The following is a 22942-nucleotide window of genomic DNA, read 5'->3' as shown; positions in this document are numbered from 1 at the left end:
AGCTGCGGATATCGAAACCGCTGATATCGAAGCGACTGATCAGGACTGCCGCTCCAGGGCTCGCCGAATCTTCTCGGCGGGCCCTGCCAGCTGCTCAGGGGTCTGCATAGGCGCACGATCGGAGATATCGAAATCGTCCATGGAGTTCGTCGGCAGGACGTGGATGTGCAGATGTGGGACCTCATATCCGACGACGAGCAGGCCGATGCGCTCACAGTCGAGGGCCTCCTTCTGGGCACGTCCGATCTGCCTCGCCACCGCCATCAGGTGATCGAGCAGGTCCTGGTCTGCGTCGATCCAGTGTGAGATCTCTTCCCGGGGGACGACCATGGTGTGGCCCTCGGTCATCGGTGCGACGTCGAGGAAAGCCACGCACACATCGTCTTGGTAGACGAAAGTGCCCGGAATCTCCCCGTTGATGATCTTGGTGAAGATGGTGGCCATAGTTCATTCCTCCTTGATGATCCGATGATCGCATCGACTCAACGGCTGAGTGCTCGTGCTTGAGCAACGTCAGCTGTGAAGTCACGCGTTTCGGTTCGTGCAACCTGACGACTGCTCACGATCGTACCCGTTTGGGAGATGACGAAGACGCCGCGTTCGGCGACACCATGATCAGCGTCGAAGACTCCATAGGACCGAGCCACCTCGCCGTGGGGCCAGAAGTCCGAACCGAGATCAATGCCGATCTCACGAGCCTGTGACCACGCGGCGAGCGTGTACTTGGAGTCGACGGACATGGCGATGATCTCGACCGGTGCAGACTCGGTCGCCAGCGACTGTCTCACGTCTTCAAGGGCTCTGACCTCATCACCGCAGACGGGTGAGAAAGCGAACGGAAAGAAGACGAGGATGACAGCCGACTGACGGAGCGCCTCGGCGAGGTGGAGCGTGGACCCGAACTGATCGGGTACGCAGAAATCAGGGGCCCGAGCTCCGGGCCGAAGGATCATGAGAAGTTCTTTTTGCCTACCAAACGGAAGCCTGCCCAGTATTCGGCAGCGCTGACTGTGGAGGTCACGTGCATGCCAGCTGTGGGAGCTGCCTCAGAGATGTCGGCCGGGCTGATGTGGCCGGGGCGACTTGCCTTGGGTGACAGTAGCCAGACGGCTCCGCCTTCCTTCAATGTGGCCTGCGCGTCGACGAGGCCATCAATGAGGTCGTCGTCGTCGGAGCGCCACCACATCAGAATGACGTCGAAGACACCGTCTTCGTCGCCGTCTGCGATCTTGTCACCGATGATGTTTTCGATCGCCTGGCACAGGTCCAAGTCGACGTCATCGTCGTAGCCGATTTCTTGCACATAGTCTCCCGCAGCCAAACCAAGGTTCTGGCCCAGCTCGTTCGGGAGGGTCGACGTGGAAGATGTCCTTTCAGAAGAGGAGTTACTCATGCCCTCATTGTTCCGTCAACTGGGCTCAAGGCGCAAATGGCGGCGCGCCAAGGCGACGCAATCCACGTCAAAGCGCATCGAAGACCATGAACTCGTCACCGAGATCACAACATTTCTCTCCAGCGAAGTTCGCGCCGGAGGACTAGGCTGATGGGAGTATCTGGTGGACCCTGGGCTCAATCATGATTTGATTCTCCATTCCACTCGATCACCCAGATCTCGACACCAACGAAGATCGTGGAGCGGAAGAGAGGACCACACCGTGGACAATCGGAAACAGGGCGGACCGATACTCAACGGGCTGCCCAGCCAGGTGCCCGACATCGATCCCGAAGAGACTGAGGAGTGGCTGGCATCGCTGGACGGCCTCATCGACGAGGGCGGACGATCACGTGCACGTTACGTCATGCTGCGGATGCTCCAGCGTTCGCGAGAGAAGCAGATCGGCGTGCCCAGCCTGACAGCCACCGACTATGTGAATACCATCGGACCCGAGAACGAACCGTGGTTCCCCGGCGACGAAGAAGTTGAGCGCCGCTACAGGCGCTGGAACCGTTGGAACGCAGCGATGCTCGTCCACCGCGCTCAGCGGCCCGGAGTAGAGGTCGGCGGACACATCTCGACCTACGCGTCGTCGGCCACACTCTACGAAGTCGGACTCAACCACTTCTTCCGCGGCAAGGACCATCCCGGCGGCGGCGACCACATCTTCTACCAGGGACATGCCTCGCCCGGAATGTACGCTCGTGCCTACCTCGAAGGTCGGATGAGCGAACAGGATCTCGACGGGTTCCGTCAGCAGCAGTCCCACCAGGTCGACGGCAAGCCCAGCGGGCTGCCTTCCTACCCGCACCCTCACCAGCTGCCTGACTTCTGGGAGCACCCGACGGTGTCGATGGGTCTGGGACCGATGAACGCGATCGCCCAGGCGCAGTTCGACAAGTACATGCACAACCGCGGTATCAAGGACACCTCGCAGCAGCAGACCTGGGCGTTCCTCGGTGACGGTGAGCTCGATGAGCCGGAGAGCCGTGGGATGCTTCATGTCGCCGCCTTCGAAGAGCTCGATAACCTCAACTTCGTCATCAACTGCAACCTGCAGCGTCTCGACGGACCGGTCCGCGGCAACGGCAAGATCATCCAGGAGCTCGAAGCCTACTTCCGCGGTGCCGGATGGAACGTCATCAAGGTCGTCTGGGGCCGCGAATGGGACACCCTCCTGGGTAAGGACCGTGACGGTGCGCTGGTCAACCTCATGAACGCCACCCCTGATGGTGACTACCAGACGTACAAGGGCGAGTCCGGCGGTTTCGTCCGCGACAACTTCTTCGGGCGTGATCCTCGCACCAAGGCCATGGTCGAGGACTACAGCGATGAGCGGATCTGGAACCTCAAGCGCGGCGGCCATGACTACCGCAAGGTCTTCGCCGCATACAAGGCCGCAGCCGAACACACCGGTCAGCCGACCGTCATCCTCGTCAAGACCGTCAAGGGCTACTCGCTGGGACCTCATTTCGAAGCTCGCAACGCCACACACCAGATGAAGAAGCTCACGGTCGACGATCTCAAGCTCGCTCGCGATCACTTCCAGATCCCGATTTCGGACAAGGATCTCGAGGAGAACCCGAAGCTGCCTCCGTACTACCACCCCGGGCAGGACGCTCCGGAGCTCAAGTACATGCAGGAGCGTCGTGCGGCCCTGGGTGGCTACTCCCCCGAACGGCGCAGCACCCATATCGATCTCAAACTGCCTTCCGACAAGGCCTTCGATGCCGGCAAGCGCGGTTCGGGCAAGCAGACGATCGCGACCACAATGGGCTTCGTCCGTGTACTCAAGGACCTTATGCGGGAGAAGGAGTTCGGCAAGCGCATTGTCCCGATCATCCCCGATGAGGCCCGTACCTTCGGTATGGACTCGTTCTTCCCGACGGCGAAGATCTACAACCCGCACGGACAGAACTACATCTCGGTCGACCGTGACCTGTTCCTTGCGTATAAGGAAGCCACCGACGGCCAGCTGCTCCATGTGGGCATCAACGAGGCTGGCGCGACTGCCGCACTCACTGCGGCCGGCACCGCGTATGCCACGCACGGCGAGCCGATGATTCCGTTCTACATCTTCTATTCGATGTTCGGATTCCAGCGCACCGGAGACTTCTTCTGGGCCGCTGGGGACCAGATGGCGCGTGGTTTCGTTCTCGGCGCCACGGCAGGTCGGACCACGCTGGTGGCCGAGGGGCTGCAGCACGGTGACGGTCATTCGCACCTTCTGGCCTCGACCTACCCGTCGATAGTGTCCTACGATCCCGCCTACTCCTACGAGATCGCCCGGATCGTGCGTGATGGCATCCATCGCATGTACGACCCTGAAGATGAGCGTGACCCCAACGTTCTGTACTACCTGACGTTGTACAACGAGCCGATGGTCCAGCCTCCTGAACCCGAGGATCTCGACGTCGATGGAGTGCTCAAGGGCATGTACCTGCTGTCGAAGGGTCCCGATAACGGTGGCCCGAAGGTCCAGCTCATGGGCTCAGGCGTCAGCGTCCCCTGGGTCCTCGAGGCCCAGGAGCTGTTGGCTGAGGACTGGGGCGTTTCGGCAGACGTATGGTCAGTGACGTCGTGGACAGAGCTGCGTCGCGATGGTCTCAACGCCGAAGACGACCGACTGCTCAACCCCGACGTCGAGGCACGTGTGCCGTATGTGACACAGAAGATGGCTGAGACCGAGGGCCCTGTTGTGGCGACTTCGGACTACATGCGCGCGGTTCCGGATCAGATCCGTCAATACGTGCCCGGCCACTTCACGTCCCTGGGTACCGACGGCTACGCGATCTCGGACACCCGTCCAGCGGCGCGCCGTTACTACCACGTCGACGGGCCTTCGGTCGTGACACAGGCCCTGATCTCTTTGGCCGACACCGGCGCGATCTCGATCGACAAGGCCGCCGAGGCGGCGCAGAAGTACCAGCTCGACGACGTCTCCGCTGGCACCTCGGGTTCAACCGAGGGAGCCGGCGCCTGATCTCATCGAGCCAGGTGCAGGTGGTGCATTGACACCGCACTGAGTATGGCCGGAGTCGCCAAGACTCCGGCCATACTTGTCTCAACCGACAAACGCTTGTGTGTCGCACACAAGCGTATTGTGACAAAGCGTTTAAAGTGGTGCCTATGACAACTGACGCCGAGACGCTCCGGCGCCGTGCAGAGACGGCCCGTCGTCTGCGCGCAGGAGTGGGAGTCCTCTCCACAGTGACCCTGCAGCGACTCGAAGCTCGGCTCCCTTGGTATCGCAGCATGTCCCCATCGGATCGCTCCTGGGTCGGACTGTTGGCCCAGTCGGGCATCACGTCGTTCATCGACTGGTATCGCAAGCCCGACACCGATCTGCGCGTCGTCAGCGAGATCTTCAAGTCCGCTCCGCGCGACCTCATCCGCGCAATCAGCCTCCAGCAGACCCTCCAGCTGCTCAAGATCGTTGTCGAAGTCGTTGAGGAGAGGGTGCCCGACATTGCCCGCCCGGTCGAACAGCCGGCGCTGAGGGAAGCCGTTCTCGTCTACTCCCGTGAGATCGCCTTCGCCGCCGCCGATGTCTATGCCCGCGCGGCCGAGGCCAGAGGCAGCTGGGATGCTCGCTTAGAGGCGATGGTCGTCGACGCCTTGGTCCGCGGTGACTCCGTGGATGAGTTGGCCAGCCGCACCGCTGCCTTCGGCTGGCAGTCCGAGGGCCCCGTCAGCGTCCTCGTGGGACGAGCCCCGCAGAGGTCGGCCAAGCGCGGCCTCGACGTCATTCGCCGCAAGGCTCGCAAATGGGCCGATGACGCACTCGTCGGCATTCACGACAACCGTCTGCTCATCGTCCTCGGCGGTGCCACGGACCTCGATACCGCCGTGGAAGATCTCTCCGAGTGCTTCGGACCTTCCGAGGTCATCGTCGGACCCAGCGTTCCGTCCCTGGCGGAGGCCGCCACCTCGGCGAAGGCTGCGATCATGGCGCTCAAGGCCGCGACGGCTCGTCCCGACTCACCCCGCCCGGTTCGGGCAGAAGAGCTCCTGCCCGAACGGGCCCTGGCCGGAGACAGCGTCGCGCTGGGCGAACTCATCAGCAGGTACTACGAACCACTGACCTCCGGCACGGGACAGCTGCTCAAAACCGTCAGCGCCTACGTCGAATTCGGATCATCCCTAGAGGCCACAGCCAAGGCGCTGTCCGTCCATCCGAATACCGTGAGATACCGGCTCCGAAAGATCACCTCGGCAATCGCACTGGACCCCACGGTCTCCCGCGACGCCTTCGTCATCCACATCGCATTGGTCTACGGGCGACTGTCAGATGCCGGGCTATTGTCGAACAGCGACAAAACACACTGATCCAAAAGATCCATCCACTAGATTGAACAGCGAAGTCGAGCGAAAAGAGAACTGAGTGCTAGCTATCACGTGCCCGGGCCAAGGTGCCCAGAAGTCGGGCTTTCTGAGTTCCTTCCTGGAACTTGAGACCTTCGCCGCACAGATCGATGAACTGTCCGCCGCATCCGGGATCAACCTGCGCCTGCACGGAACAGAATCCGGTGACGAGACCATCAAAGACACCGCACTGGCACAGCCGCTGCTGGTCGCCTCGGCGATCGCGTGCGCCTCGGAACTCGGCGCCACAGCCGAATATGTCGCCGGTCACTCGGTCGGCGAAATCGCCGCCGCACAGATCGCCGGGATCTTCACAGCGTCTGACGCCATGCGATTCGTCGCCGTCCGCGGTGCCGGGATGGCATCTGCCGCCGCCCACACACCAACGGGAATGTCAGCCGTTGTCGGCGGCGACCCCGAGGACGTTTTGGCTGCGATCGAAGCTGCCGGGGCCAGCCCGGCCAATGTCAACGGCGGTGGGCAGACCGTGGCAGCAGGGTCGAAGGAGAACCTCGACAAGCTGGCCGAGAACCCTCCGGAGAAGGCCCGCGTCATCGCCTTGCCTGTTGCCGGTGCCTTCCACACCGAGTTCATGGCTCCCGCGACCGCTGAACTGGCCTCCACCGCCTCGGCGCTGGAGATCGCGGATCCTTCCACTTCCATCCTCAGCAACTCTGACGGCACCGTCGTCGAGGACGGACAGGACTACGTCGGCCGTCTCGTCAAGCAGGTCACGAACCCGGTCCGCTGGGACCTGTGCCAGGAGACCCTGCTGAACGCCGGAGTCACCGGGATGATCGAACTCGTCCCCGGCGGCACCCTCACCGGCATCGCTCGACGCGCCATGAAGGGCGTGGAGACGTTCGCCATCAAGTCCGCTGCAGACCTCGACGGCGCACGCGAGTTCGCCGCGGCCCACGCCTGATCACCAAAGGAAGACCATCATGCCAACATTGAAGACCGCAGAACCCGGAACCTTCTCCAAGATCACAGGCATCGGCGCCTACCGTGCCGAGAACCTCGTCAGCAACGACGACATCGCCGGCCCCATCAACTCCTCCGATGAGTGGATCCGCCAGCGCACCGGCATCATCACCCGCCGTCGCGCCAGCAAGGACGTCGGCGTCCTTGACATGTGCGAGGAGGCCGCGCTTGAGGCGATCGCGTCCTCCGGCCTCAAACCCGAGGACATCGGCGGCATCATCATCGCCACGGTCACCTTCGAATACTTCACTCCCTCGGCGGCCGCGGCACTGACCGACCGTCTGGGCACCGGTCACATCCCAGCCTGGGACATCAGCGCAGCCTGTGCTGGCTACTGCTACGGTATCGGACAGGCCGACGCACTGGTGCGTTCAGGAGCGATGGACAACATTCTGGTCATCGGTGCTGAGAAGCTCTCCGAGGTCATCGACCCCGAAGACCGTTCGATCTCCTTCATCCTCGGTGACGGAGCCGGCGCTGTCGTCGTCTCCGCCTCCGACGAACCGGGCATCTCGAAGACCGTCTGGGGTTCGAAGGGCGAGAACTGGTCGACGATCCGCATGACCGAGTCCCTTTACGACGTCCGCGACGACCGCGACACCCCGTTCCCCACCCTGCGACAGGATGGCCCGACCGTCTTCCGCTGGGCTGTCTGGGACGGCGCCGAGGTGGCCAAGGAGGCACTTGCCGAGTCTGGCATCGAAGCCTCCGACCTGGCTGCGTTCATCCCCCACCAGGCGAACATGCGCATCATCGACGAACTCGCCAAACAGCTCAAGCTTCCTGAGCACGTCGTGATCGCTCGCGATATCGCCGACAACGGCAACACTTCGTCGGCGTCCATCCCCTTGGCTACCGAACGTCTGCTGCGTGAACAGCCCGAACTCAGTGGTGGATTGGCTCTGCAGATCGGCTTCGGAGCCGGTTTGGTCTTCGGCGCACAAGTGATCCGCCTCCCTTAAACAGGTTCATTCACGGAAAACTCTCCGTGAATGTCCTAAGATATTCGGCGGGACACTCGTCGAAAAGTTCCTCAACCGGTCGAACAACCCTCGACTGATACTAGAAAGTAGGAAAGTAATGGCATTCACCGAAGCTGAAGTCCTCGCAGGACTGGCAGAGATCGTCAACGAAGAGACCGGTTTGGCTGTGGAAGCAGTCGAGGCCAACAAGTCCTTCACCGATGACCTCGACATCGACTCCATCTCGATGATGACCATCGTCGTCAACGCGGAGAAGAAGTTCGGCGTGAAGATTCCGGATGACGACGTCAAGGACCTCGTCACCGTCCAGGACGCTGTTGACTACATCAACAAGGCTCAAGAGGCCTGAGAAACTCAGCCGAACACGGCCCGTCCACCGACGGGCCGTGTCCACTCTATCGACGAGGTTTGTACCATGACACCTAAAGTTGTCGTCACCGGGATTGGTGCGGTAACCCCATTGGGCGCGACGGCCGATGCCACGTGGCAAGCCATACTGGCCGGTAAGTCCGGCGTCCACACAATGGACAATGATTGGTCTGAGAAGTACGGCCTCGCCGTGGACTTCGCAGCACAGGTCGACCCACAGGTCGTGCCCGAGAATCTCAAACGAGTCCAGGCCAAGCGCCTCGACCCCTCCTCCCAGTTCGCTCTGATCTCAGCCCGTGAGGCCATGGCCGATGCCGGACTCGAGGAAACCGATCCTGATCGCACCGCAGTCTCCTGGGCCACCGGAATCGGCGGCGTGTGGACTCTGCTCGATGCATGGGACACTCTCCAGGAAGAGGGTCCGCGCCGGGTCATGCCCCTCACGGTACCGATGCTCATGCCCAACGGGCCTGCAGCTGCCATTGGCATGGAGTTCAAGGCCCGTGCAGGTGTTCAGACCATGGTCTCGGCTTGTGCGTCGTCAACCGAGAGCCTGGGCCACGCCTATGACGTTGTGGCCTCCGGTCACGCCGATGTCGTCATCGCCGGCGGCTCAGAAGCTGCGATCCACCCCATCACGATCGCTTCGTTCAACTCGATGCAGGCTCTCTCACGCCGCACCGACTCCCCAGAGACCGCATCACGTCCCTACGACGTCGGTCGTGACGGGTTCGTCATGGGCGAGGGTGCTGGCACGCTCATCCTCGAGACTGAGGAACATGCCAAAGCCCGGGGTGCGACGATCTACGCCGAGGTGAGCAGCTGGGGCATCTCCAACGATGCCTACCACATCACCGGTGGAGAGCCCGGCGGACAGTACGCCCTGCGTGCGATGCAGAGCGCGCTGGACAATGCGGAGCTCAGCCCCGCAGATATCAAGCACGTCAATGCACATGCGACCTCGACACCGGTCGGCGACATCCCGGAATCCCTGGCAATCAGCCAGCTGCTGGGATCTCATGTCGGAGATGCTCTGGTCAGTGCCACCAAGTCGATGACCGGCCACCTGCTGGGTGGAACCGGTGCTGTTGAGTCGATCCTCACCGTCAAGGCGTTGGAGACCCGCACGGCTCCCCCGACGATCAATATCGAAGAAGTCGACCCAGAGGTCGTGGGCATCAACATTGTCCGCGATACACCAGCCGAGCTTCCTGCTGGAGACATCGCAGCGATCTCGAACTCGTTCGGCTTCGGCGGCCACAATGCGGTCGTCGCCTTCAAATCGGTGTGATGAACTAGTTTCTCACGCAGTACTGGTACAGCTGCACCGTCCCAGCCTCACTCAGTACGAGGACCAGATCGGGCCCCAGCATTGGATTGCTGGGGCCCGATCTGTGTTGGGCCGCATCTGCGCCGAGGCTGCCTATGTTGCTATCGAGTTGATGCGTTTGGTCACGACTATGGGCACACCCGAGGTAGGAAGGTGTGCCCTTAGTCGTGTGTCCACGACTTCGGTGACGTCCTTGGACCGACGCCACAGGTAGTCCGTGTGAGCTTCAGCCGACCTTGGTCAGCCAGCGCACTGGAGCGCCCTCGCCTGCATGGCGGAAAGCGTCGAGTTCCTCGTCCCAGGCTTCGCCCAGGGCCAGAGCCATCTCAGTGGAGAGTTTGATCGGATCACCCGAGACGCGTTCCATGACGGAGCGGATGCGGTCTTCGGGTACCAGGATGTTTCCTGCAGAGTCTGTGACTGCATGATAGATGCCGAGATCTGGAGTGTGACTCCAACGGCCACCGTCGACTCCGACGGATGGCTCCTCGGTCACTTCATAGCGCAGTGAGTCCCATCCGCGAAGTGCGGATGCGATGCGAGCCCCGGACCCTGCTGGCGCACGCCAGCAGACTTCGGCACGCACAAGCCCTGGTGCTGCCGGCTGGGGTGTCCAGTCGAAGCGTGCCTGTGCACCGATTGCCCCGCCCGCTGCCCATTCAATATGCGGGCATAGCGCGCGAGGTGCTGAGTGGACGAATAGTACGCCCTGTGTCATATCCATTTGTGCCTCCTACCTCGGATACGTCTTCCCCTACGATCCGAAAGGAGGTGCTAGAGCCAATGATAGACGAGATTTACCTGCGCGCCAAGCATTGAAATACCTGGTGGCGTCGCGTGTAGCGAAGTTCTGCACGAGGACGCGAAGGGCGCGGGTCCGCCGACTGCCCGCTTCCCGCACACAGAGCGTCGGTGGGGACCAGTCACCTTGTGCTCTACGATGGCGCTATGACAGATAAGAACTGCAAAACGACCACAGTGCGAATATTCCCGGACTATGGAGACACTGTCCTGTGGCTCGTCTTCCCCGTCGACTATGAAGACAGCGGTCTGTCCGCGGAGCTGATTTCTCAGATGGACGCGTGGGAACGGTCGTACTACCAAGCGTTGGATGCCGACTTCAACTGGAAGTCAGCGGAGCATGCTCGAGTGTTCACGCACACAGGCATCGAACTGGCCGGACAGGTGGCGAACGAACTCGGCGAGGAATACATTGTCGAATTCGCCTCCTACGAACACGCCGCACCGATGTATACCGTTCAGAGCCGCAGACCAGCAGACAACGAGAGTGCCGCTGCCGCATTTTCCACCCTCGTTGCAGAGCTGGAAGCTGAGGATGAGGGGGCGTCGCAGTTGGTGACTGAAGCCGGCCCCAATGGCGAGTGGACGGCATTCGCGCCGCTGTCCGGCGATGTCTTCACCCCGAACAATCTAGGCCCTCAAGCAGAAGAGCGTGACTGAGGCCCAGTTGCGCGGTTCCTATTGGGATGTTCGGATCATGCGGATCTCGGTCACACCATCATCCGCGTCTGTGCTGGTGGAGCCGTCGGCGATGAAACCCATTTTGCGATAGAACGCCTGGGCTCGCGGGTTCGGGTCAGCGACCCATAGAGATACTGGCTCTTCCGGAACGAGGACTGCCTCCAGGAGTTTTGCGCCTGCGCCTCTGCCCTGAATCGACTCATAGGTATAGAGAACGAAGAGCTCCGCCTTGCCTCGGCGATCTTCGTCGTTTGAGGGCCCGGCCATCGCGATCCCGACGATCTGTCCATCCAACTCAGCTACTGCGACTCTGAATTTATCCTGATTGCCGTCAACGAACAGGGAGTTCCACAACTGTTCCCGGCGTTGGAGAAAATCAGGGGCATAGAGAATCTCGTCTGGCATGGTGCCCTGGTACGTTTCCTGCCATGATTCGACATGAACCTTGGCCATCGCCTTGACGTCTTCGATGGCTGGGGAGCGAACGACAATAGTCATAAACAGAGACTACAACAGAGGTGCCCCCGGTCGGACTTGAACCGACGACCAAGGAATTATGAGTTCCCTGCTCTGACCAGCTGAGCTACGGGGGCGAGCAGAAATAAGATTAACACCAACTGACTGCCTGGACCCATTCGGCCCATGCCACGCTCAAGGAAAAGCAAGCACTCACATCTCTCGTCATGGACAGTCCCCACCGCCCCTATCCCCCGGCAAGGACAGCCGTGAGTCAGGGGCAGACGGCATCAGCCTGCCGAGGCGACCGGTGAGATGCGTGTCAGTGCGCTGCGTGCGGCGTCGACGCAGGTGTAGCGTTCGGTTGTGATGTAGACGTCGAAGACGGTCTGGCCATCACTGCCGGGATCGTTTCGCTTGGAAGCGGCAACGAGACCAGACCAGTCTGGACCGACCACGACGACGCCGTGTTCATTGCGCATGGGGTCTGAGGCATCGACGACCCCTGTGCGCACGCCCTGGATCGGAGGTGCTGTGAACCCGCCGGAGAACATCGCAGTCAGTCCCACTGTGTCGCGGATGCGTTCATAGCGATCGCGGGTGGCCTGGGAGAAGGTTTCGTCTTCACCGAAGACTCCGAGTGTGATGGTGGCGGCACCGGAGGCCAGGGCGCGTTCCTCGAGGGCAGCGATCTGGGCGATCAGCAGCTCACGATTCATCACCAACGGTTCACGTCGCAGGCCCTGAGCAATCGAATAGGGCGTGCCCAGAGCCGGCAGGTTCCGGGAATAATGATCGACAAGCCCGTCTTCAATCGGCTCGGAGAAGGGTTCGGGCTGCTTGGTTGCGGGACCGAAGAAGGGCCCTGTCATGAAGCGCGCACCCAGAGCCCGGACTCGGTCGAGATCGTCTTCGGTCGTGACCCCCTCGGCGAGGATGACGGCGCCGGTGCGTTCGAGGTGAGCGTGGAGCAGTCGGTTTAGTTCGGCCAGGTGAGATTCGCAGTCGATGCGCAGCACATCGGGGTGGAGACCGACGACTGAGGGGTTGACCAGGGGCACAAAGGAGGTACTGCGCAGATCAGCGCCGACCGAAGACATTCCCACGCCCCAACCCATGGACCTGGCCTGTCGCACGGCGCGAAGGACCGATGCTGGCGAGGATGATACTCGAGAGGCGTCGAGCTGGAGGATGACCGAACGGTCGGGTTCCTCAGTGCGATCTTCGAGGGTGGCGAAGGATTCACCTTCGGCGTGAAGGAAGAGGCGGTTCGATTTGGGCAGTCCAGCTGCCTCGGCGGTCCGCAGTGCTGTGGCCCGAAGCGAGGCATCGATATCGCCGATCATCGCCGAGGCGTGCATCTCCCGGCGAAGGTTTTCGGACTCGGCGTGGCCGAGTGCAGGATCATCGGTAGGAGCTTGGAGGATCTGGTAGCCGACCTTGTCGAATGTATATGCGTCGACGACGGGGGCGAAGTAGGTTTCGATCCCGCCGGAGCGCACCAGCTCTTCGAGAGCCTGGTCCAGATCGTGTATCGCCTCAACCACCATATGTCCTTCCATGGGCAAACGTGCGTTGACAGTCTTCCACATGAGGACAGCAGTAATTGTCTAAATTCCGTAACATTATTGCGCTCAGAGCTGATGGCGTCGGCCTCGCCTGACCTCGATCAGGCCGACGAGTCCAGCGATGACCACGATGACCGCGATCGCTGCGAACGAGCTGATCATCCCTATGTTCCAGTCGCTGATATCGGTCACAGCGAAGGCCAGCGCAGTCATGATGGCCAATCCCATCGATGTCCCGATGCGCTGTCCGGTCTGCAGAACTCCCCCAGCCGAGCCTGCATATTTCAGCGGGACTTCCTGCAGTGTCAGTGTTTGATTTGGGCTGATGACCATGCCCTGTGCGGCGCCGATGAAGCACAGGGTCAGCAGCATCCACCATTCACTGCCGATGCCCTGTGTGAGAAGGAAGACGACGCCGATGGTTGAGACCAGGCCGACCAGGCAGACGATGATCCCCCAGACGACGAGTCGGCGCCCGATCTGGAACACGAAACGTCCGGATACATCTGCCGAAACGGCGGAGAGCAGAGCGGCAGGAAGGCCGATCATGCCCGCCGCCAACGCGGTGTGGCCCAGGCCCTGCTGCATGTACATGGCGATGAGCACCCAGACGCTTGTCACGCCCATGAAGTACAGAGTGATGATGATCGAACCGTTGCTGAAGCTTTTGATGCTGAACAGGTTCAGATCGACCATGGGGGCGTGACCGCGGGCGAAGTATCTGCGCTCCCACCGGGTCCAGAGCCAGATCGTGAAGAGTCCCAGCAGCAGACTGAGCCAGATGAACCATCCGACCGAGGACTCGACGAAGGGCAGCAGGACAAGAAGGACACCGACGCCGAGCAAGAGCACACCGACAGGGTCGAGATCGCGGTCCCTCTTCCGGACGGGGACATTGCTCGCCGAGGTGGCTGTTGGGTTGCCATCGGAGCCATCGTTGGCGGCTATCGGGTGCCAGGCTGATCTCGGCAGCCAGCTTTTGGCGAGGATGAGTGAGATGAGCGCAAATGGCACATTGACCAGGAACGCAGCACGCCAGCCCAGTTCTGGACCGAAGAAGGCGATGAAGACACCGCCTAGCACGGGGCCGGTCGCAACGGAGAGGCCGACGGTGGTTCCCATCAGTCCGAAGGCTCGCCCGCGCTGGGGTCCTTGGAAGTACTGCTGCAGCAGACCGACGACTTGGGGGTTGAGCAGTCCTGATCCGAGTCCCATGAACACGCGGGCGATATTGAGAGTCAGTGCCCCGGGTGCGATACCGGCCACGAGTGAGGCCAGGCCGAAGAGGCCCACTCCGATCATGAATAGCTGACCGCGTCCGAAGACGTCACCGGCGCGTCCTGCCGCCACGAGGACGACACCGAAGGAAAGCGCGTAGCCGGTCAGTACCCACTGCAGAGCCGAGGATGATGCCTGAAGATCGGTCTCAATGGCGGGGAGAACAACGTTGATGATCGAAACCGAGAGCAGAGACATGAAGAGCGGGACGAGACCAATGAGTACGATTCGTCGTTGAATCTGGTCCATGCGCTGGCCGTCTCTCACCTGATCACCTCTGCTGGGACCGGAATCCGGACAGAGGTCACTGCACGGAATCTGGTCGATTCGACTGCCCCGGACTGGGGTCTACCTCATCATACGTGTGTGCTCATGTCCCGGGCGGAATCACACATGGCCACCGCTGACCGGCCTAGCAGTATTAGGCTTCCAGCCCAAGGCCGGTGCGACGTGGCTGGCGAATGATTCCAAGATGTGGAGGTTGTAGTCCACGCCCAGCTGGCTCGGGATCGTCAGTAGGACTGTGTCCGCTGCTTCGACCGCAGGGTCGGCCTTCAGCGCTTCAATGAGGTGGTCAGGCTCGCCCGCATAGGTCTTTCCGAAGGTCGAACGGGCACCGTCGATGATTCCGATCTGATCGTCTTCTCCCCTGGAGCGGCGACCGAAGTAGAGGTCGTCGAGATTCGTGATGATCGGGAAGATGCTGCGGCTGACGGACACACGCGGGGCCCAGTCATGACCGGCGGCCTTCCACGCCGCCCGATAGCGATCGATCTGATCACGCTGCAGCTCACCGAAGGACGCACCTGTGGCCTCGGTCAGCAGAGTTGAGCTCATCAGATTCACGCCCTGAGCGGCCGCCCATTCGGCGGTCGCCGCCGTACCGGCACCCCACCAGATCCTGTGATCAAGACCGGGTGAATGAGGTTCGACGCGCAGTCTCTTACCTGATCCGAACTGTTCGGGATCCGCGGGCGCCAGTTCCTCACCCCTGATCGCCGACAGAAAGCGGGCGAACTTCGCACGGGCCATGTGTGCGGCCTTGGCACCATCGTTGTCGCTGTAGCCGAAGGCCTCCCAGCCACGATCGGCTGGTTCCGGTGATCCCCGGCTGATACCCAAAGCCACACGCTGGTCCGAGAGCAGATCAAGGGCCGCGGCTTCTTCAGCCAGATAGAGAGGGTTCTCATAGCGCATGTCGAGGTTGCAACCTTCGATGGGTGGCGCAGTCGTTCTCCACAGCTGCTCCGGGTGCCACCCGGGCGCGCTTGACCCAGTGGACGTTGATGGTGACAGGTGCTCGGTCACGATAGTGACCACCAGGTGGCGAGTTGCCGAAATGGAAACCGTGCATTAGTGTTTCCAGCATGGAAACGGACGGACAGATGACGCCTAATCAAGACGAAGCGCGCAGGATGCTGGACGCCGCAGGGAACGCCGAAGACAGGACGCGGAACCCGACCCTCCCATGGGCGTTCTTCATTGCGCAGGCGGTGCTGCTCGCTGGCATCTGCGCTGCGCAACTCCTCCCAGCCAGCCCATCGAGGCTAGTGACGATCTTCGGTCTGATTGCTGTCGTAGCAATCGGCATGCGTAACGTGTTCGCTAGGCCTGGATACGGAGTTGTGTGGCCCGATGGGAAGGGAATCTTCCCGTACATGGTGGCGCTGTTCGTCCTCGTGGGCATCCCGGCGGTATTCGCAGTCGGGTTCGGCTTGTCATGGCTCTGGCTTGGTGCTGGATTCTTCGCCGGAGCGGCGACTCTCGAAATGGGGCGTCGGTACCGGAGCGTAGTCGGTCGTGCCTGAACTGGGATTCGACCCGCTCATCCATGCGCCCCATCGGCTGCGCATCTGCGCGATCGCCCATGCCGCGACACACGTGGAATTCGGCGAACTGCAGGGGCGATTAGGGCTGTCCAAGTCCGCGCTCAGCAAGCACATCTCCCTGCTAATCGAACGCGGCTATCTACAGGACGAACACGTGACCAGAGGTGGAAGGGCGCGCCTCCGACTTTCGCTCACCGAGCATGGCCGCCAAGCTTATCGTGGGCACACGGCGGCGCTACGCGAGATCATCGAGAGTGCAGGATGATCAGTTTAGGATGCGAAGCCTAAAGGAGTGCGCTAGCGCATGTCGAGGTTGTAGCACTCGAAGGCTGGCGCTACCGCGGATGACTCGACCTTGCCATCGTGGCAGCTGGTCCGGTGAAGCCTCAGACCGAGGGCGCTTGACCTTGCCCCTGGGGGAAGGCGTCAAGTGGTTGCAGGTGGTCACAACGCCACCGCCAATACGGAAAGAGGACGTGATCTGAAATGGCACTCAACATCGCAGCCGAAGAGCGGCAGACTGTTCACTACATCGGCATTCCCCTCAGCGCCCGATTCTCGGAGTTCGGCGCGCCCGGCGGGCCCAACGAGGCGATCCCGCGGATCTATCAGTGGCTGGGCGAGCACCAGGTTGCGCCGCTTGGCGGGCCTCTCTATGTCTACCGTCACTTCGGAAACAGTGATGACACGGTTGACCTCACCGTCGCGGTGCCGATCGCCGGACCGGTCAAGCCGACAGACGGTCTCGTTCTCGGTGCCCTCCCGGCAGGTACCTACGTCGTCGGCCGTCATGTCGGCGCGCCCGACGCCATCCCGGCGGCACACAGAGAGATTAAGACATGGGCCGAGGCCCACGGGCATCGCCTCGACGTCCTCGAAGACGACAACGGTGGACTATGGACCGGCCACGCCGAGCACTTTCTCACCGATCCCACGGAAGAAGCCGACCCCTCCAAGTGGGTCACCGATCTGCTGTTCAAGACCGTCTGAGCGCGCAGAGCTTTCGATAGACTGGACTCCTGAGGAGGGGCATGGCCGATCTGATGACGATTGGAGAGTTCGCGGCGGCCACATGGCTGTCGCCGAAGGCGCTCCGGCTCTACGACCGGAACGGCCTACTCTCGCCCGATGCGGTCGATCCGTTCAACGGCTATCGGAAGTACAGCCACTCTCAGATCGAAGTCGCCCGTCTCGTCACCATGCTCCGGCGCATCGACATGCCTCTTGACCAGATCAGGGAGCTGCTGAGACTGCCTGAAGCCGAAAGATCAGCCTTCGTAACGCGTTATCGGGAAGCCGAAGCGGAACGGCACGCGCGTCGCCAATCCCTGGCTCGCTTCATCGAGCACGCGGTCGCAGAGGGCTCGTTGGACGGAGACGGCCAGCCTGGATCCTCCCGGTTTGAGGTGTCGGTGCGAACCGTTCCAGACAGCGCGGTTCTGACATCGGCCCGGCACACGTCCGCCCGCGAGCTGCCTGACGTCATTCGCTCCAGTGCAGCGAAACTCCTGCAGCTCGCGGACGGACGCGGCGGTGCAAGCGGTGGGCTCGTCGTGATCTACCACGGCCAAGTCGGTTGGGAGTCCGACGGGCCCATCGAGGTCTGCGTGCCGCTCCGCGACGCGGAGCGTGCCCATCGAGTGGAACGCGAGCATTTGCAGCTGTTCACGCGCGTCGTTTCCGAGGATGTGCAGTTCCCCAGGATTCTCGCGGCGTTCGAAGCGGTCCAGAGGCGTGCTCGTCAACTCGGTTTCGCCCATGCGGGACCGCCACGAGAAATCTACACACCAGATAACCAAGACTCGGTGCCGCGATGTGAGGTCGCATTGCCGGTCACCACAAATGAAGGATGGTTGAGAGTATGAAAATCATTCTTCCCACTGACTGCGGAAATGCGCCGAGAATCGTCAGAGTCGGAGAGTTCGTCACTAACTGGGCGAGGCGCGACGCTGAGTCTATGACAGCATCGTTGACCGATGATGCGACCTGGACAGTCGCCGGGCGACAGACCGCCAATGACATTATCCCGGCCGACTTCGCGGGCCCGGGCGGCACGCCCGACTACCTCGAAGTCAATACGATCATCACGCACGGCCGACTCGCTTCCTGTAATGGCTTCGTAGATTCTGAGTCAGTCCGAATGCACTTTAGTCACGTATTCAAGTTCGCGAGCACGTCGAAGGCTGCCAAGATCAGGGAGGCTCGAACGTACCTCAACGAGTGCCCCTAGCGCATATCTGGGTTGTTACTCTGGTTTCAGAGCTGCCGCGGGCGCGAGCGCCGTTGCCACCGGATGGGGAGTGTAACGCGCGAGTGCTGTTCACGCTGGCTCGTCGCACCAGTCTCGATATAGTTGGTGCATATGGTTGACATGCATCGAGAGTTTCCAAAGCTTGTGATATACGACCTTGATGGTGTCATCACACTAAAGGACACGTTCACCGCACTCGTTATTCGGCGACTTGTGCGCTCACCGCTGCGCCTGCTTCGAGCACTGCCCAAAGCAGTGACAATGGTCTGCGGTCGTAAAGAAGAGGCGTCTCGGAAGATTGCCGAAATCGCCCTCGCCGGAATGACCGACGCCAGCTACTGCGCCCTCGCCGATCAGCTTGGTCGGGAAATCGCTGCTGACACGAGGTGGATACGCCCCTGCGCCGTGCAACTCATCCGACGCCAGCACGCCTCCGGGTCGCGGATCGTTGTCGCCACAGCCACCGAGCGGCGACTCGCTGAGTCGCTACTCGCAGCTGCCGAGGTTCCTTACGACTTGCTCTGTGCGTCGTTGCTCGACTCGACTCCTTCGGGTCTTACCGTTAGTGACCATCGTGTAGGTGCGCGAAAAAAGGAGGCCCTGCTCGAACTCAACGTGCCGATCCCAAGTGCCGAGTTCGTCACTGACTCCATGACGGACCTACCCACCGCAAAAGCCGCATCCAGCGTTGTGCTCATCGGGGCTTCAAAACGCACCCAACGCAGATTCCGTGAGACGAATGTGGCACTCATCGATCCGAGCTGATCGGAGCGCTACCTCCTAGCGCATGTCGATGACACCAGTCCCGACCTCGATTCGAGAGGTCTTGGCGGCAATCGCAGCCAGCAGGGGCATCGGCGAAGCCGCCTGCTCAGCGAAGTGGTGGACCCGGAAGTAGGCGCCGTTGACACCGATCTCGTCTGCTCCGACACCGATGTCGACTGCTTGCTGCAACGCCTCTTTCGCTCCGTACTCCCCTGGAGCACTTCCCGACCCATAATGACCGAAACTCAAGAACCCGAATGCTTTCATACCTCGATAACTGGCATTCTCGTTCACCTATTCCCCGTGATTGAGGGATGGGTCGACCGGGCACGACAAAGGCCCCGTCCAAATGGACGGGGCCTAGGCTGCTCCTCCGGCTGGGCTCGAACCAGCGACCCTTCGATTAACAGTCGAATGCTCTGCCAACTGAGCTACGGAGGAATGCCGCAGTTACCTGCGTACGTAATGTCAGCTTAGCAAAGACCCGAGGCTCACGACAAAGCGAGCAACAGTGCTTTAGCTCACAACTCGGGTTTACCCCACCAGCGAACACCGTGCAATCCGTACAGTCAGGACAAACCCAGTCAACAACCACCTCGGCGAGGTGGCTGCACTGTAAAATCAAAGGGATTCCTCACCCCATCCATGCAGCGGAAGAAGTGCACGTGACCATAGTGGCAATCGCCCTCGCCGTCCTTGCGGCAGTGGCACTGGCCTATGGAGCTCTGTACCAACATGACGCGGTCGCAGGTCAGGACAACTCCCACAACGGACTGAGTTGGGTTCACTTCAAGGAGCTGCTGAGCAACAGGAAATGGCTGATCGGACTGATCGTCACCGGCCTGGGCACCGTGGGCAACATCGTCGCTCTGGCCCTCGCCCCGGTTATGGTCGTCCAGCCAGTCGGCGCCTTCTCCCTCATCGTCTCCGTCCTACTGGGTGTGCGGCACCGGGGACTGAAGGTCAACCGACGACTCGTGCAGGCAGTCGTCTGGTGCACGGTGGCAGTGACGATCTTCGTCGCCCTCTCCGCCACCACGGCACGCACTGAGGTGCATCTGGGCACTGACGCGTTGCCGCTTGTGGTGATCACTGCGGTCATCCTCGCTCTGGGTCTGGCCATCATGCTGTTCTTCCGTGGCGCACCCCAGCTGGTGCTCATCACGGCCGCGGGCCTGCTCTTCGCTTGTGTGGCCACGAATACCCACCTGGTCAGCGTTCAGCTGCTCCGGGCAGGTCTTGACCAGGTCACATGGCTCAACGTCGTCGGTCTCATCGCTGCAACTGCGGTCGGATCCTGGTTCGTCCAGAACGCCTACGCTGCCGGCCCTCCAGAGATGGTCATCGCCGGCCTGACCGTCGTTGATCCGATCGGCGCGGTGATCCTCGGATCGGTCGTCCTCGGTGAGGCAGCATCTGCACCTGTCTGGCTCGTCGTCGTGATCGCAGCCACCGGATTGGTCGCCTGTCTGGGCGTCGTTGTATTGTCGCGGTATCACCCCGATGTCAAAGATCGAGAACACGAGCGTCGAGTTGCCCGTCGCACAGACCAGTTGCCCGACACCGAGGAGAGTTGAATCCTGTCCGCGCATAGCCACACCCCAGCCCGTCGCATTCTCATTCCGACGGAAACCTACGCACCCGAGGTCAATGGCGCCGCCAAGTTCGCAGAGCGTCTGGCCGCTGGGCTCGCCGCCCGCGGCAATGATGTTCACGTCGCCTGCCCCTCTGCAACCGGGAAGGCGTCGGTGAGCACTGAGAACGGTGTCACGGTCCACCGGCTGACCTCTCATCGGTGGCCGCTGCACCCGACCTGGACCATCTGCATGCCGTGGGAGACGAAACCTGAGCTGTCTCGCCTCCTCGATTCTCTGCAGCCCGACGTAGTACATACTCAGGCTCACTTCGTCATCGGTCGCTACGCCTTCTCAGAAGCCAGCAAACGCCGGATCCCGGTCGTGGCCACGAACCACTTCATGCCCGATAACGTACGCCCTTATGTGCGCGCGCCGAAACCCCTCCTCGACGGGGGCACCTCCATTGCCTGGTGGGATCTGCGCCGTAAGTTCCAGTCCGCAGACTTCATCACGGTTCCGACGCAGCTCGCTGCGGACCTACTCACACAGAACGGCTTCTCCTCCCCCATTCGGGCAGTCTCCTGCGGCATCGACCTGGAACGATTCGCGCACCTACGAGACGATCAGGCCACAGCGTCTGAGACGGAGTCCGCGGGATCCCCGACAACTCCTGCGGGATCACCGACGGCGGCTGGGCCTAGCGCGACAGCGCCTGACACCGGGGAGACACCGCCACGTGTTCTCTTCGTGGGCCGACTCTCCTCAGAGAAGCACGCCGCCGACATCGTCGAAGCGGTCGCGAAGACGGATCCCGCGCTCGGCCTCGAAGCTGACATCGTCGGCGGCGGGGATCAGGAGGAGCCGCTCAAGGACCTTGCTGCAGACCTCGGAATTGCAGACCGCATCCATGTCCTCGGCAAGATCAGCGACAAAGAACTCATGGACGCTTACCAACGCTGCACGTTCTTCTGCATGCCCTCGACCGCTGAGTTGCAGTCGATCGCGACGCTCGAGGCCCTGGCCTCACGGAAACCGGTCGTCCTCGCAGACGCGGTGGCCCTGCCACATCTGGTCAGGGACGGCGTCAACGGTTTCCTGTTCCCACCACGCGATATCGAGGAGTTGGCCTCCAGGTTCACGCGGATCTGCGAGCTTCCCGACGAACAGCTTGACGCCATGTCCAGGGCCTCACTCGATGTGGTGGCCAAACATGACATCGAGTACACGCTCGATACGTTCGAATCCATCTACGGCAAGGTCATCGCTGAGGGCCTCGATACCGCTGCCTGAAGTTACTCAGGAGCTGTTGCTCAGGCGGTGAAGTCTGTCAGCCGTCTGCGCCTGCAGGTGGAACGAACACGGTCTCCTCGGAGACCAGACGATCGAAGTCCACGCCTGCCACCATGTCATCGATGCATGACCACGATCCCTCTGAGCCTGCCAGCCCGAGGGAGTCCCCCATCCAGGCGTAGACGTCCTGACGTGTCCAACCCAGGTTGCGCAGCTGCTGATAGGTGACCGCACCATCGCGTTTGGCCAAGCGCTTGCCGGCCGTGTTCACCACCAATGGGACGTGCAGCCAGGAGGGCTGCGGCAGACCCAGCAGGTGGGCCAGATGAGCTTGACGAGGCGCCGAGGTGACCAGATCGTCACCGCGCACCACCTCGTCGACACCGCTGGCCCCGTCATCGACTATGACGATGAGATTGTAGGCGAAGACTCCATCGCCGCGTTTGAGGACCAGATCATCGACCGGGGCCGTAATGTCTCCCAGCAGACGATCGTGGACTGTGATCTCAGCGTTGTCGGTCCTCAGCCGCAGTGCCGGGCTGCGCCCCTGTTCTTCAAGCCGTTGCCGATGCCGTTCACGGGCGGATTCGGGCAGATCACGACAGGTTCCGGGATACGCACCGGGCGGAGAGTGGGGTGCCGACGGAGCCTGTTGAATGTCCTTACGTGAGCAGTAGCACTCGTAGACCAGTCCCTGCCCATCGAGGCGGTTCAGCGCCTCGTTGTAGACGCCGAGGCGCTCGGATTGGACGAGTGGCGGCTCATCGGGGGTGACGCCCAGGTCGGCGAAGACCTCGAGCTGTGATTGCCCCGCACCGGTCTTAGCCCGGTCGAGGTCTTCGATGCGCCAGAGGAACTGCCTCCCGGTCTGACGCGCACGTACATAGGCCAGCAGCCCAGAGCGGATATTGCCGATGTGCAGGTCGCCGCTGGGACTGGGCGCGAATCGACCCGCACCAGTCTGCGAAGTCATGAGCCTC

At 61.6% G+C, this 22942-nt stretch carries 25 protein-coding genes and 2 tRNA genes; 15 read left to right on the top strand and 12 right to left on the bottom strand.

Going from position 1 to position 22942, the window contains the following annotated elements:
* Positions 1-39: 39 nt before the first annotated feature.
* The 3 genes from INT29_RS14950 to INT29_RS14940 are packed head-to-tail and all read right to left on the bottom strand — an operon-like array spanning position 40 to position 1393.
* The gene (locus INT29_RS14950; RefSeq protein WP_101574643.1) at positions 40-444 is read right to left on the bottom strand and encodes an HIT family protein; all 405 of its coding nucleotides are present in this window, start codon (positions 442-444) and stop codon (positions 40-42) included.
* Positions 445-482: 38 nt separating this feature from the next.
* The gene (locus tag INT29_RS14945; protein WP_193072119.1) at positions 483-953 is read right to left on the bottom strand and encodes a peroxiredoxin; all 471 of its coding nucleotides are present in this window, start codon (positions 951-953) and stop codon (positions 483-485) included.
* A complete protein-coding gene (locus tag INT29_RS14940; RefSeq protein WP_226831263.1) occupies positions 950-1393 on the bottom strand; it encodes a DUF3052 domain-containing protein in 444 nt (147 codons plus the stop codon). Before INT29_RS14940 ends, INT29_RS14945 begins: the two co-directional genes overlap by 4 nt.
* Between INT29_RS14940 and INT29_RS14935 the strand changes: the two genes are divergently transcribed.
* The 7 genes from INT29_RS14935 to INT29_RS14905 all read left to right on the top strand — a co-directional run bounded on the left by INT29_RS14935 (position 1392) and on the right by INT29_RS14905 (position 9427).
* On the top strand, positions 1392-1544 hold the full coding sequence (locus tag INT29_RS14935) for a hypothetical protein (protein ID WP_193072117.1): 153 nt from the start codon (positions 1392-1394) through the stop codon (positions 1542-1544). The two genes, INT29_RS14940 and INT29_RS14935, sit on opposite strands and share 2 nt — an antisense overlap.
* A 111-nt stretch (positions 1545-1655) precedes the next feature.
* On the top strand, positions 1656-4418 hold the full coding sequence (gene aceE, locus INT29_RS14930) for a pyruvate dehydrogenase (acetyl-transferring), homodimeric type (RefSeq protein WP_193072115.1): 2763 nt from the start codon (positions 1656-1658) through the stop codon (positions 4416-4418).
* 146 nt (positions 4419-4564) lie between these two features.
* Positions 4565-5764: a PucR family transcriptional regulator gene (locus INT29_RS14925; RefSeq protein WP_101574640.1), complete on the top strand. Its 1200-nt coding sequence runs from the start codon at positions 4565-4567 to the stop codon at positions 5762-5764.
* A 55-nt stretch (positions 5765-5819) separates the two neighbouring features.
* Positions 5820-6725: an ACP S-malonyltransferase gene (locus INT29_RS14920; protein ID WP_193072113.1), complete on the top strand. Its 906-nt coding sequence runs from the start codon at positions 5820-5822 to the stop codon at positions 6723-6725.
* 19 nt (positions 6726-6744) lie between these two features.
* On the top strand, positions 6745-7746 hold the full coding sequence (locus INT29_RS14915; RefSeq protein ID WP_101574638.1) for a beta-ketoacyl-ACP synthase III: 1002 nt from the start codon (positions 6745-6747) through the stop codon (positions 7744-7746).
* 118 nt (positions 7747-7864) lie between these two features.
* Positions 7865-8116: an acyl carrier protein gene (locus INT29_RS14910; protein ID WP_009882400.1), complete on the top strand. Its 252-nt coding sequence runs from the start codon at positions 7865-7867 to the stop codon at positions 8114-8116.
* Between the two features lie 66 nt (positions 8117-8182).
* Positions 8183-9427 carry a beta-ketoacyl-[acyl-carrier-protein] synthase family protein gene (locus tag INT29_RS14905; RefSeq protein WP_101574637.1) on the top strand — a complete coding sequence of 415 codons (1245 nt, stop codon included), beginning with the start codon at positions 8183-8185 and terminating at the stop codon, positions 9425-9427.
* A 265-nt stretch (positions 9428-9692) separates the two neighbouring features.
* Here the strand turns inward: INT29_RS14905 and INT29_RS14900 are convergent, their stop codons facing one another.
* Positions 9693-10184: a DUF3145 domain-containing protein gene (locus INT29_RS14900; protein WP_101574659.1), complete on the bottom strand. Its 492-nt coding sequence runs from the start codon at positions 10182-10184 to the stop codon at positions 9693-9695.
* 230 nt (positions 10185-10414) lie between these two features.
* Between INT29_RS14900 and INT29_RS14895 the strand changes: the two genes are divergently transcribed.
* Positions 10415-10927, top strand: coding sequence for a hypothetical protein (locus tag INT29_RS14895; protein ID WP_193072111.1), 513 nt, complete (start codon positions 10415-10417; stop codon positions 10925-10927).
* 18 nt (positions 10928-10945) lie between these two features.
* Here INT29_RS14895 and INT29_RS14890 read toward each other — a convergent pair whose 3' ends face one another.
* The 5 genes from INT29_RS14890 to INT29_RS14870 form a co-directional block, all read right to left on the bottom strand.
* On the bottom strand, positions 10946-11446 hold the full coding sequence (locus tag INT29_RS14890) for a GNAT family N-acetyltransferase (RefSeq protein ID WP_193072109.1): 501 nt from the start codon (positions 11444-11446) through the stop codon (positions 10946-10948).
* A gap of 21 nt (positions 11447-11467) precedes the next feature.
* A tRNA-Ile gene (locus tag INT29_RS14885) sits at positions 11468-11541 on the bottom strand.
* 153 nt (positions 11542-11694) lie between these two features.
* Entirely contained in the window at positions 11695-12954 is a 1260-nt protein-coding gene (locus INT29_RS14880) for an EAL domain-containing protein (RefSeq protein ID WP_193072107.1), read from the bottom strand.
* A gap of 84 nt (positions 12955-13038) precedes the next feature.
* Positions 13039-14499, bottom strand: coding sequence for an MFS transporter (locus INT29_RS14875; RefSeq protein ID WP_193072149.1), 1461 nt, complete (start codon positions 14497-14499; stop codon positions 13039-13041).
* A gap of 138 nt (positions 14500-14637) precedes the next feature.
* Positions 14638-15447: an LLM class flavin-dependent oxidoreductase gene (locus INT29_RS14870; protein ID WP_193072105.1), complete on the bottom strand. Its 810-nt coding sequence runs from the start codon at positions 15445-15447 to the stop codon at positions 14638-14640.
* A 170-nt stretch (positions 15448-15617) separates the two neighbouring features.
* On the opposite strand from INT29_RS14870, the gene INT29_RS14865 reads away from it, so the two are divergent.
* The 5 genes from INT29_RS14865 (at position 15618) to INT29_RS14845 (ending at position 19095) form a co-directional block, all read left to right on the top strand.
* Complete coding sequence (locus INT29_RS14865) at positions 15618-16058, top strand: hypothetical protein (RefSeq protein WP_193072103.1); 441 nt, start codon at positions 15618-15620, stop codon at positions 16056-16058.
* A complete protein-coding gene (locus tag INT29_RS14860; RefSeq protein ID WP_193072102.1) occupies positions 16051-16344 on the top strand; it encodes a transcriptional regulator in 294 nt (97 codons plus the stop codon). The genes INT29_RS14865 and INT29_RS14860 overlap by 8 nt, the downstream gene beginning before the upstream one ends.
* 221 nt (positions 16345-16565) lie before the next feature.
* A complete protein-coding gene (locus INT29_RS14855; RefSeq protein WP_193072100.1) occupies positions 16566-17069 on the top strand; it encodes a GyrI-like domain-containing protein in 504 nt (167 codons plus the stop codon).
* Positions 17070-17110: 41 nt separating this feature from the next.
* Positions 17111-17944: a MerR family transcriptional regulator gene (locus INT29_RS14850; RefSeq protein ID WP_193072098.1), complete on the top strand. Its 834-nt coding sequence runs from the start codon at positions 17111-17113 to the stop codon at positions 17942-17944.
* A gap of 497 nt (positions 17945-18441) precedes the next feature.
* Entirely contained in the window at positions 18442-19095 is a 654-nt protein-coding gene (locus INT29_RS14845) for a haloacid dehalogenase-like hydrolase (protein ID WP_226831266.1), read from the top strand.
* A 15-nt stretch (positions 19096-19110) separates the two neighbouring features.
* Here INT29_RS14845 and INT29_RS14840 read toward each other — a convergent pair whose 3' ends face one another.
* Positions 19111-19362: an LLM class flavin-dependent oxidoreductase gene (locus INT29_RS14840; RefSeq protein ID WP_193072096.1), complete on the bottom strand. Its 252-nt coding sequence runs from the start codon at positions 19360-19362 to the stop codon at positions 19111-19113.
* Positions 19363-19463: 101 nt separating this feature from the next.
* Positions 19464-19536: transfer RNA gene (locus INT29_RS14835), tRNA-Asn, on the bottom strand.
* A 224-nt stretch (positions 19537-19760) separates the two neighbouring features.
* Between INT29_RS14835 and INT29_RS14830 the strand changes: the two genes are divergently transcribed.
* Together INT29_RS14830 and INT29_RS14825 are read left to right on the top strand one after the other, a co-directional pair.
* Positions 19761-20672, top strand: a complete 912-nt coding sequence (locus INT29_RS14830) for a DMT family transporter (RefSeq protein ID WP_319020916.1) — start codon at positions 19761-19763, stop codon at positions 20670-20672.
* Positions 20673-20675: 3 nt separating this feature from the next.
* The gene (locus INT29_RS14825) at positions 20676-21962 is read left to right on the top strand and encodes a glycosyltransferase (protein ID WP_226831292.1); all 1287 of its coding nucleotides are present in this window, start codon (positions 20676-20678) and stop codon (positions 21960-21962) included.
* A 37-nt stretch (positions 21963-21999) separates the two neighbouring features.
* Here the strand turns inward: INT29_RS14825 and gluQRS are convergent, their stop codons facing one another.
* Entirely contained in the window at positions 22000-22935 is a 936-nt protein-coding gene (gluQRS, locus tag INT29_RS14820; protein ID WP_193072094.1) for a tRNA glutamyl-Q(34) synthetase GluQRS, read from the bottom strand.
* Positions 22936-22942 lie beyond the last annotated feature (7 nt).

This window comes from Brevibacterium sp. FME37 (genome assembly GCF_014897485.1).
In the GTDB taxonomy this organism is placed as follows: Bacteria; Actinomycetota; Actinomycetes; order Actinomycetales; family Brevibacteriaceae; genus Brevibacterium.
Note: the sequence above shows the minus strand (reverse complement) of the source record. Positions and strands in the feature narration are given on the sequence as shown.

What these genes read in the sequence shown, in the direction of transcription:
- INT29_RS14890 (WP_193072109.1), bottom strand. Translation starts at nt 11,446, where the DNA reads ATGACTATTGTCGTTCGCTCCCCAGCCATCGAAGACGTCAAGGCGATG.
- INT29_RS14935 (WP_193072117.1), top strand. Translation starts at nt 1,392, where the DNA reads ATGCCCTCATTGTTCCGTCAACTGGGCTCAAGGCGCAAATGGCGGCGC.
- INT29_RS14880 (WP_193072107.1), bottom strand. Translation starts at nt 12,954, where the DNA reads ATGGTGGTTGAGGCGATACACGATCTGGACCAGGCTCTCGAAGAGCTG.
- INT29_RS14845 (WP_226831266.1), top strand. Translation starts at nt 18,442, where the DNA reads ATGGTTGACATGCATCGAGAGTTTCCAAAGCTTGTGATATACGACCTT.
- INT29_RS14850 (WP_193072098.1), top strand. Translation starts at nt 17,111, where the DNA reads ATGGCCGATCTGATGACGATTGGAGAGTTCGCGGCGGCCACATGGCTG.
- INT29_RS14905 (WP_101574637.1), top strand. Translation starts at nt 8,183, where the DNA reads ATGACACCTAAAGTTGTCGTCACCGGGATTGGTGCGGTAACCCCATTG.
- gluQRS (WP_193072094.1), bottom strand. Translation starts at nt 22,935, where the DNA reads ATGACTTCGCAGACTGGTGCGGGTCGATTCGCGCCCAGTCCCAGCGGC.
- INT29_RS14900 (WP_101574659.1), bottom strand. Translation starts at nt 10,184, where the DNA reads ATGACACAGGGCGTACTATTCGTCCACTCAGCACCTCGCGCGCTATGC.
- INT29_RS14915 (WP_101574638.1), top strand. Translation starts at nt 6,745, where the DNA reads ATGCCAACATTGAAGACCGCAGAACCCGGAACCTTCTCCAAGATCACA.
- INT29_RS14945 (WP_193072119.1), bottom strand. Translation starts at nt 953, where the DNA reads ATGATCCTTCGGCCCGGAGCTCGGGCCCCTGATTTCTGCGTACCCGAT.
- INT29_RS14865 (WP_193072103.1), top strand. Translation starts at nt 15,618, where the DNA reads ATGGAAACGGACGGACAGATGACGCCTAATCAAGACGAAGCGCGCAGG.
- INT29_RS14895 (WP_193072111.1), top strand. Translation starts at nt 10,415, where the DNA reads ATGACAGATAAGAACTGCAAAACGACCACAGTGCGAATATTCCCGGAC.
- INT29_RS14925 (WP_101574640.1), top strand. Translation starts at nt 4,565, where the DNA reads ATGACAACTGACGCCGAGACGCTCCGGCGCCGTGCAGAGACGGCCCGT.
- INT29_RS14870 (WP_193072105.1), bottom strand. Translation starts at nt 15,447, where the DNA reads ATGCGCTATGAGAACCCTCTCTATCTGGCTGAAGAAGCCGCGGCCCTT.
- INT29_RS14840 (WP_193072096.1), bottom strand. Translation starts at nt 19,362, where the DNA reads ATGAAAGCATTCGGGTTCTTGAGTTTCGGTCATTATGGGTCGGGAAGT.
- INT29_RS14940 (WP_226831263.1), bottom strand. Translation starts at nt 1,393, where the DNA reads ATGAGTAACTCCTCTTCTGAAAGGACATCTTCCACGTCGACCCTCCCG.
- INT29_RS14875 (WP_193072149.1), bottom strand. Translation starts at nt 14,499, where the DNA reads ATGGACCAGATTCAACGACGAATCGTACTCATTGGTCTCGTCCCGCTC.
- INT29_RS14855 (WP_193072100.1), top strand. Translation starts at nt 16,566, where the DNA reads ATGGCACTCAACATCGCAGCCGAAGAGCGGCAGACTGTTCACTACATC.
- INT29_RS14910 (WP_009882400.1), top strand. Translation starts at nt 7,865, where the DNA reads ATGGCATTCACCGAAGCTGAAGTCCTCGCAGGACTGGCAGAGATCGTC.
- INT29_RS14950 (WP_101574643.1), bottom strand. Translation starts at nt 444, where the DNA reads ATGGCCACCATCTTCACCAAGATCATCAACGGGGAGATTCCGGGCACT.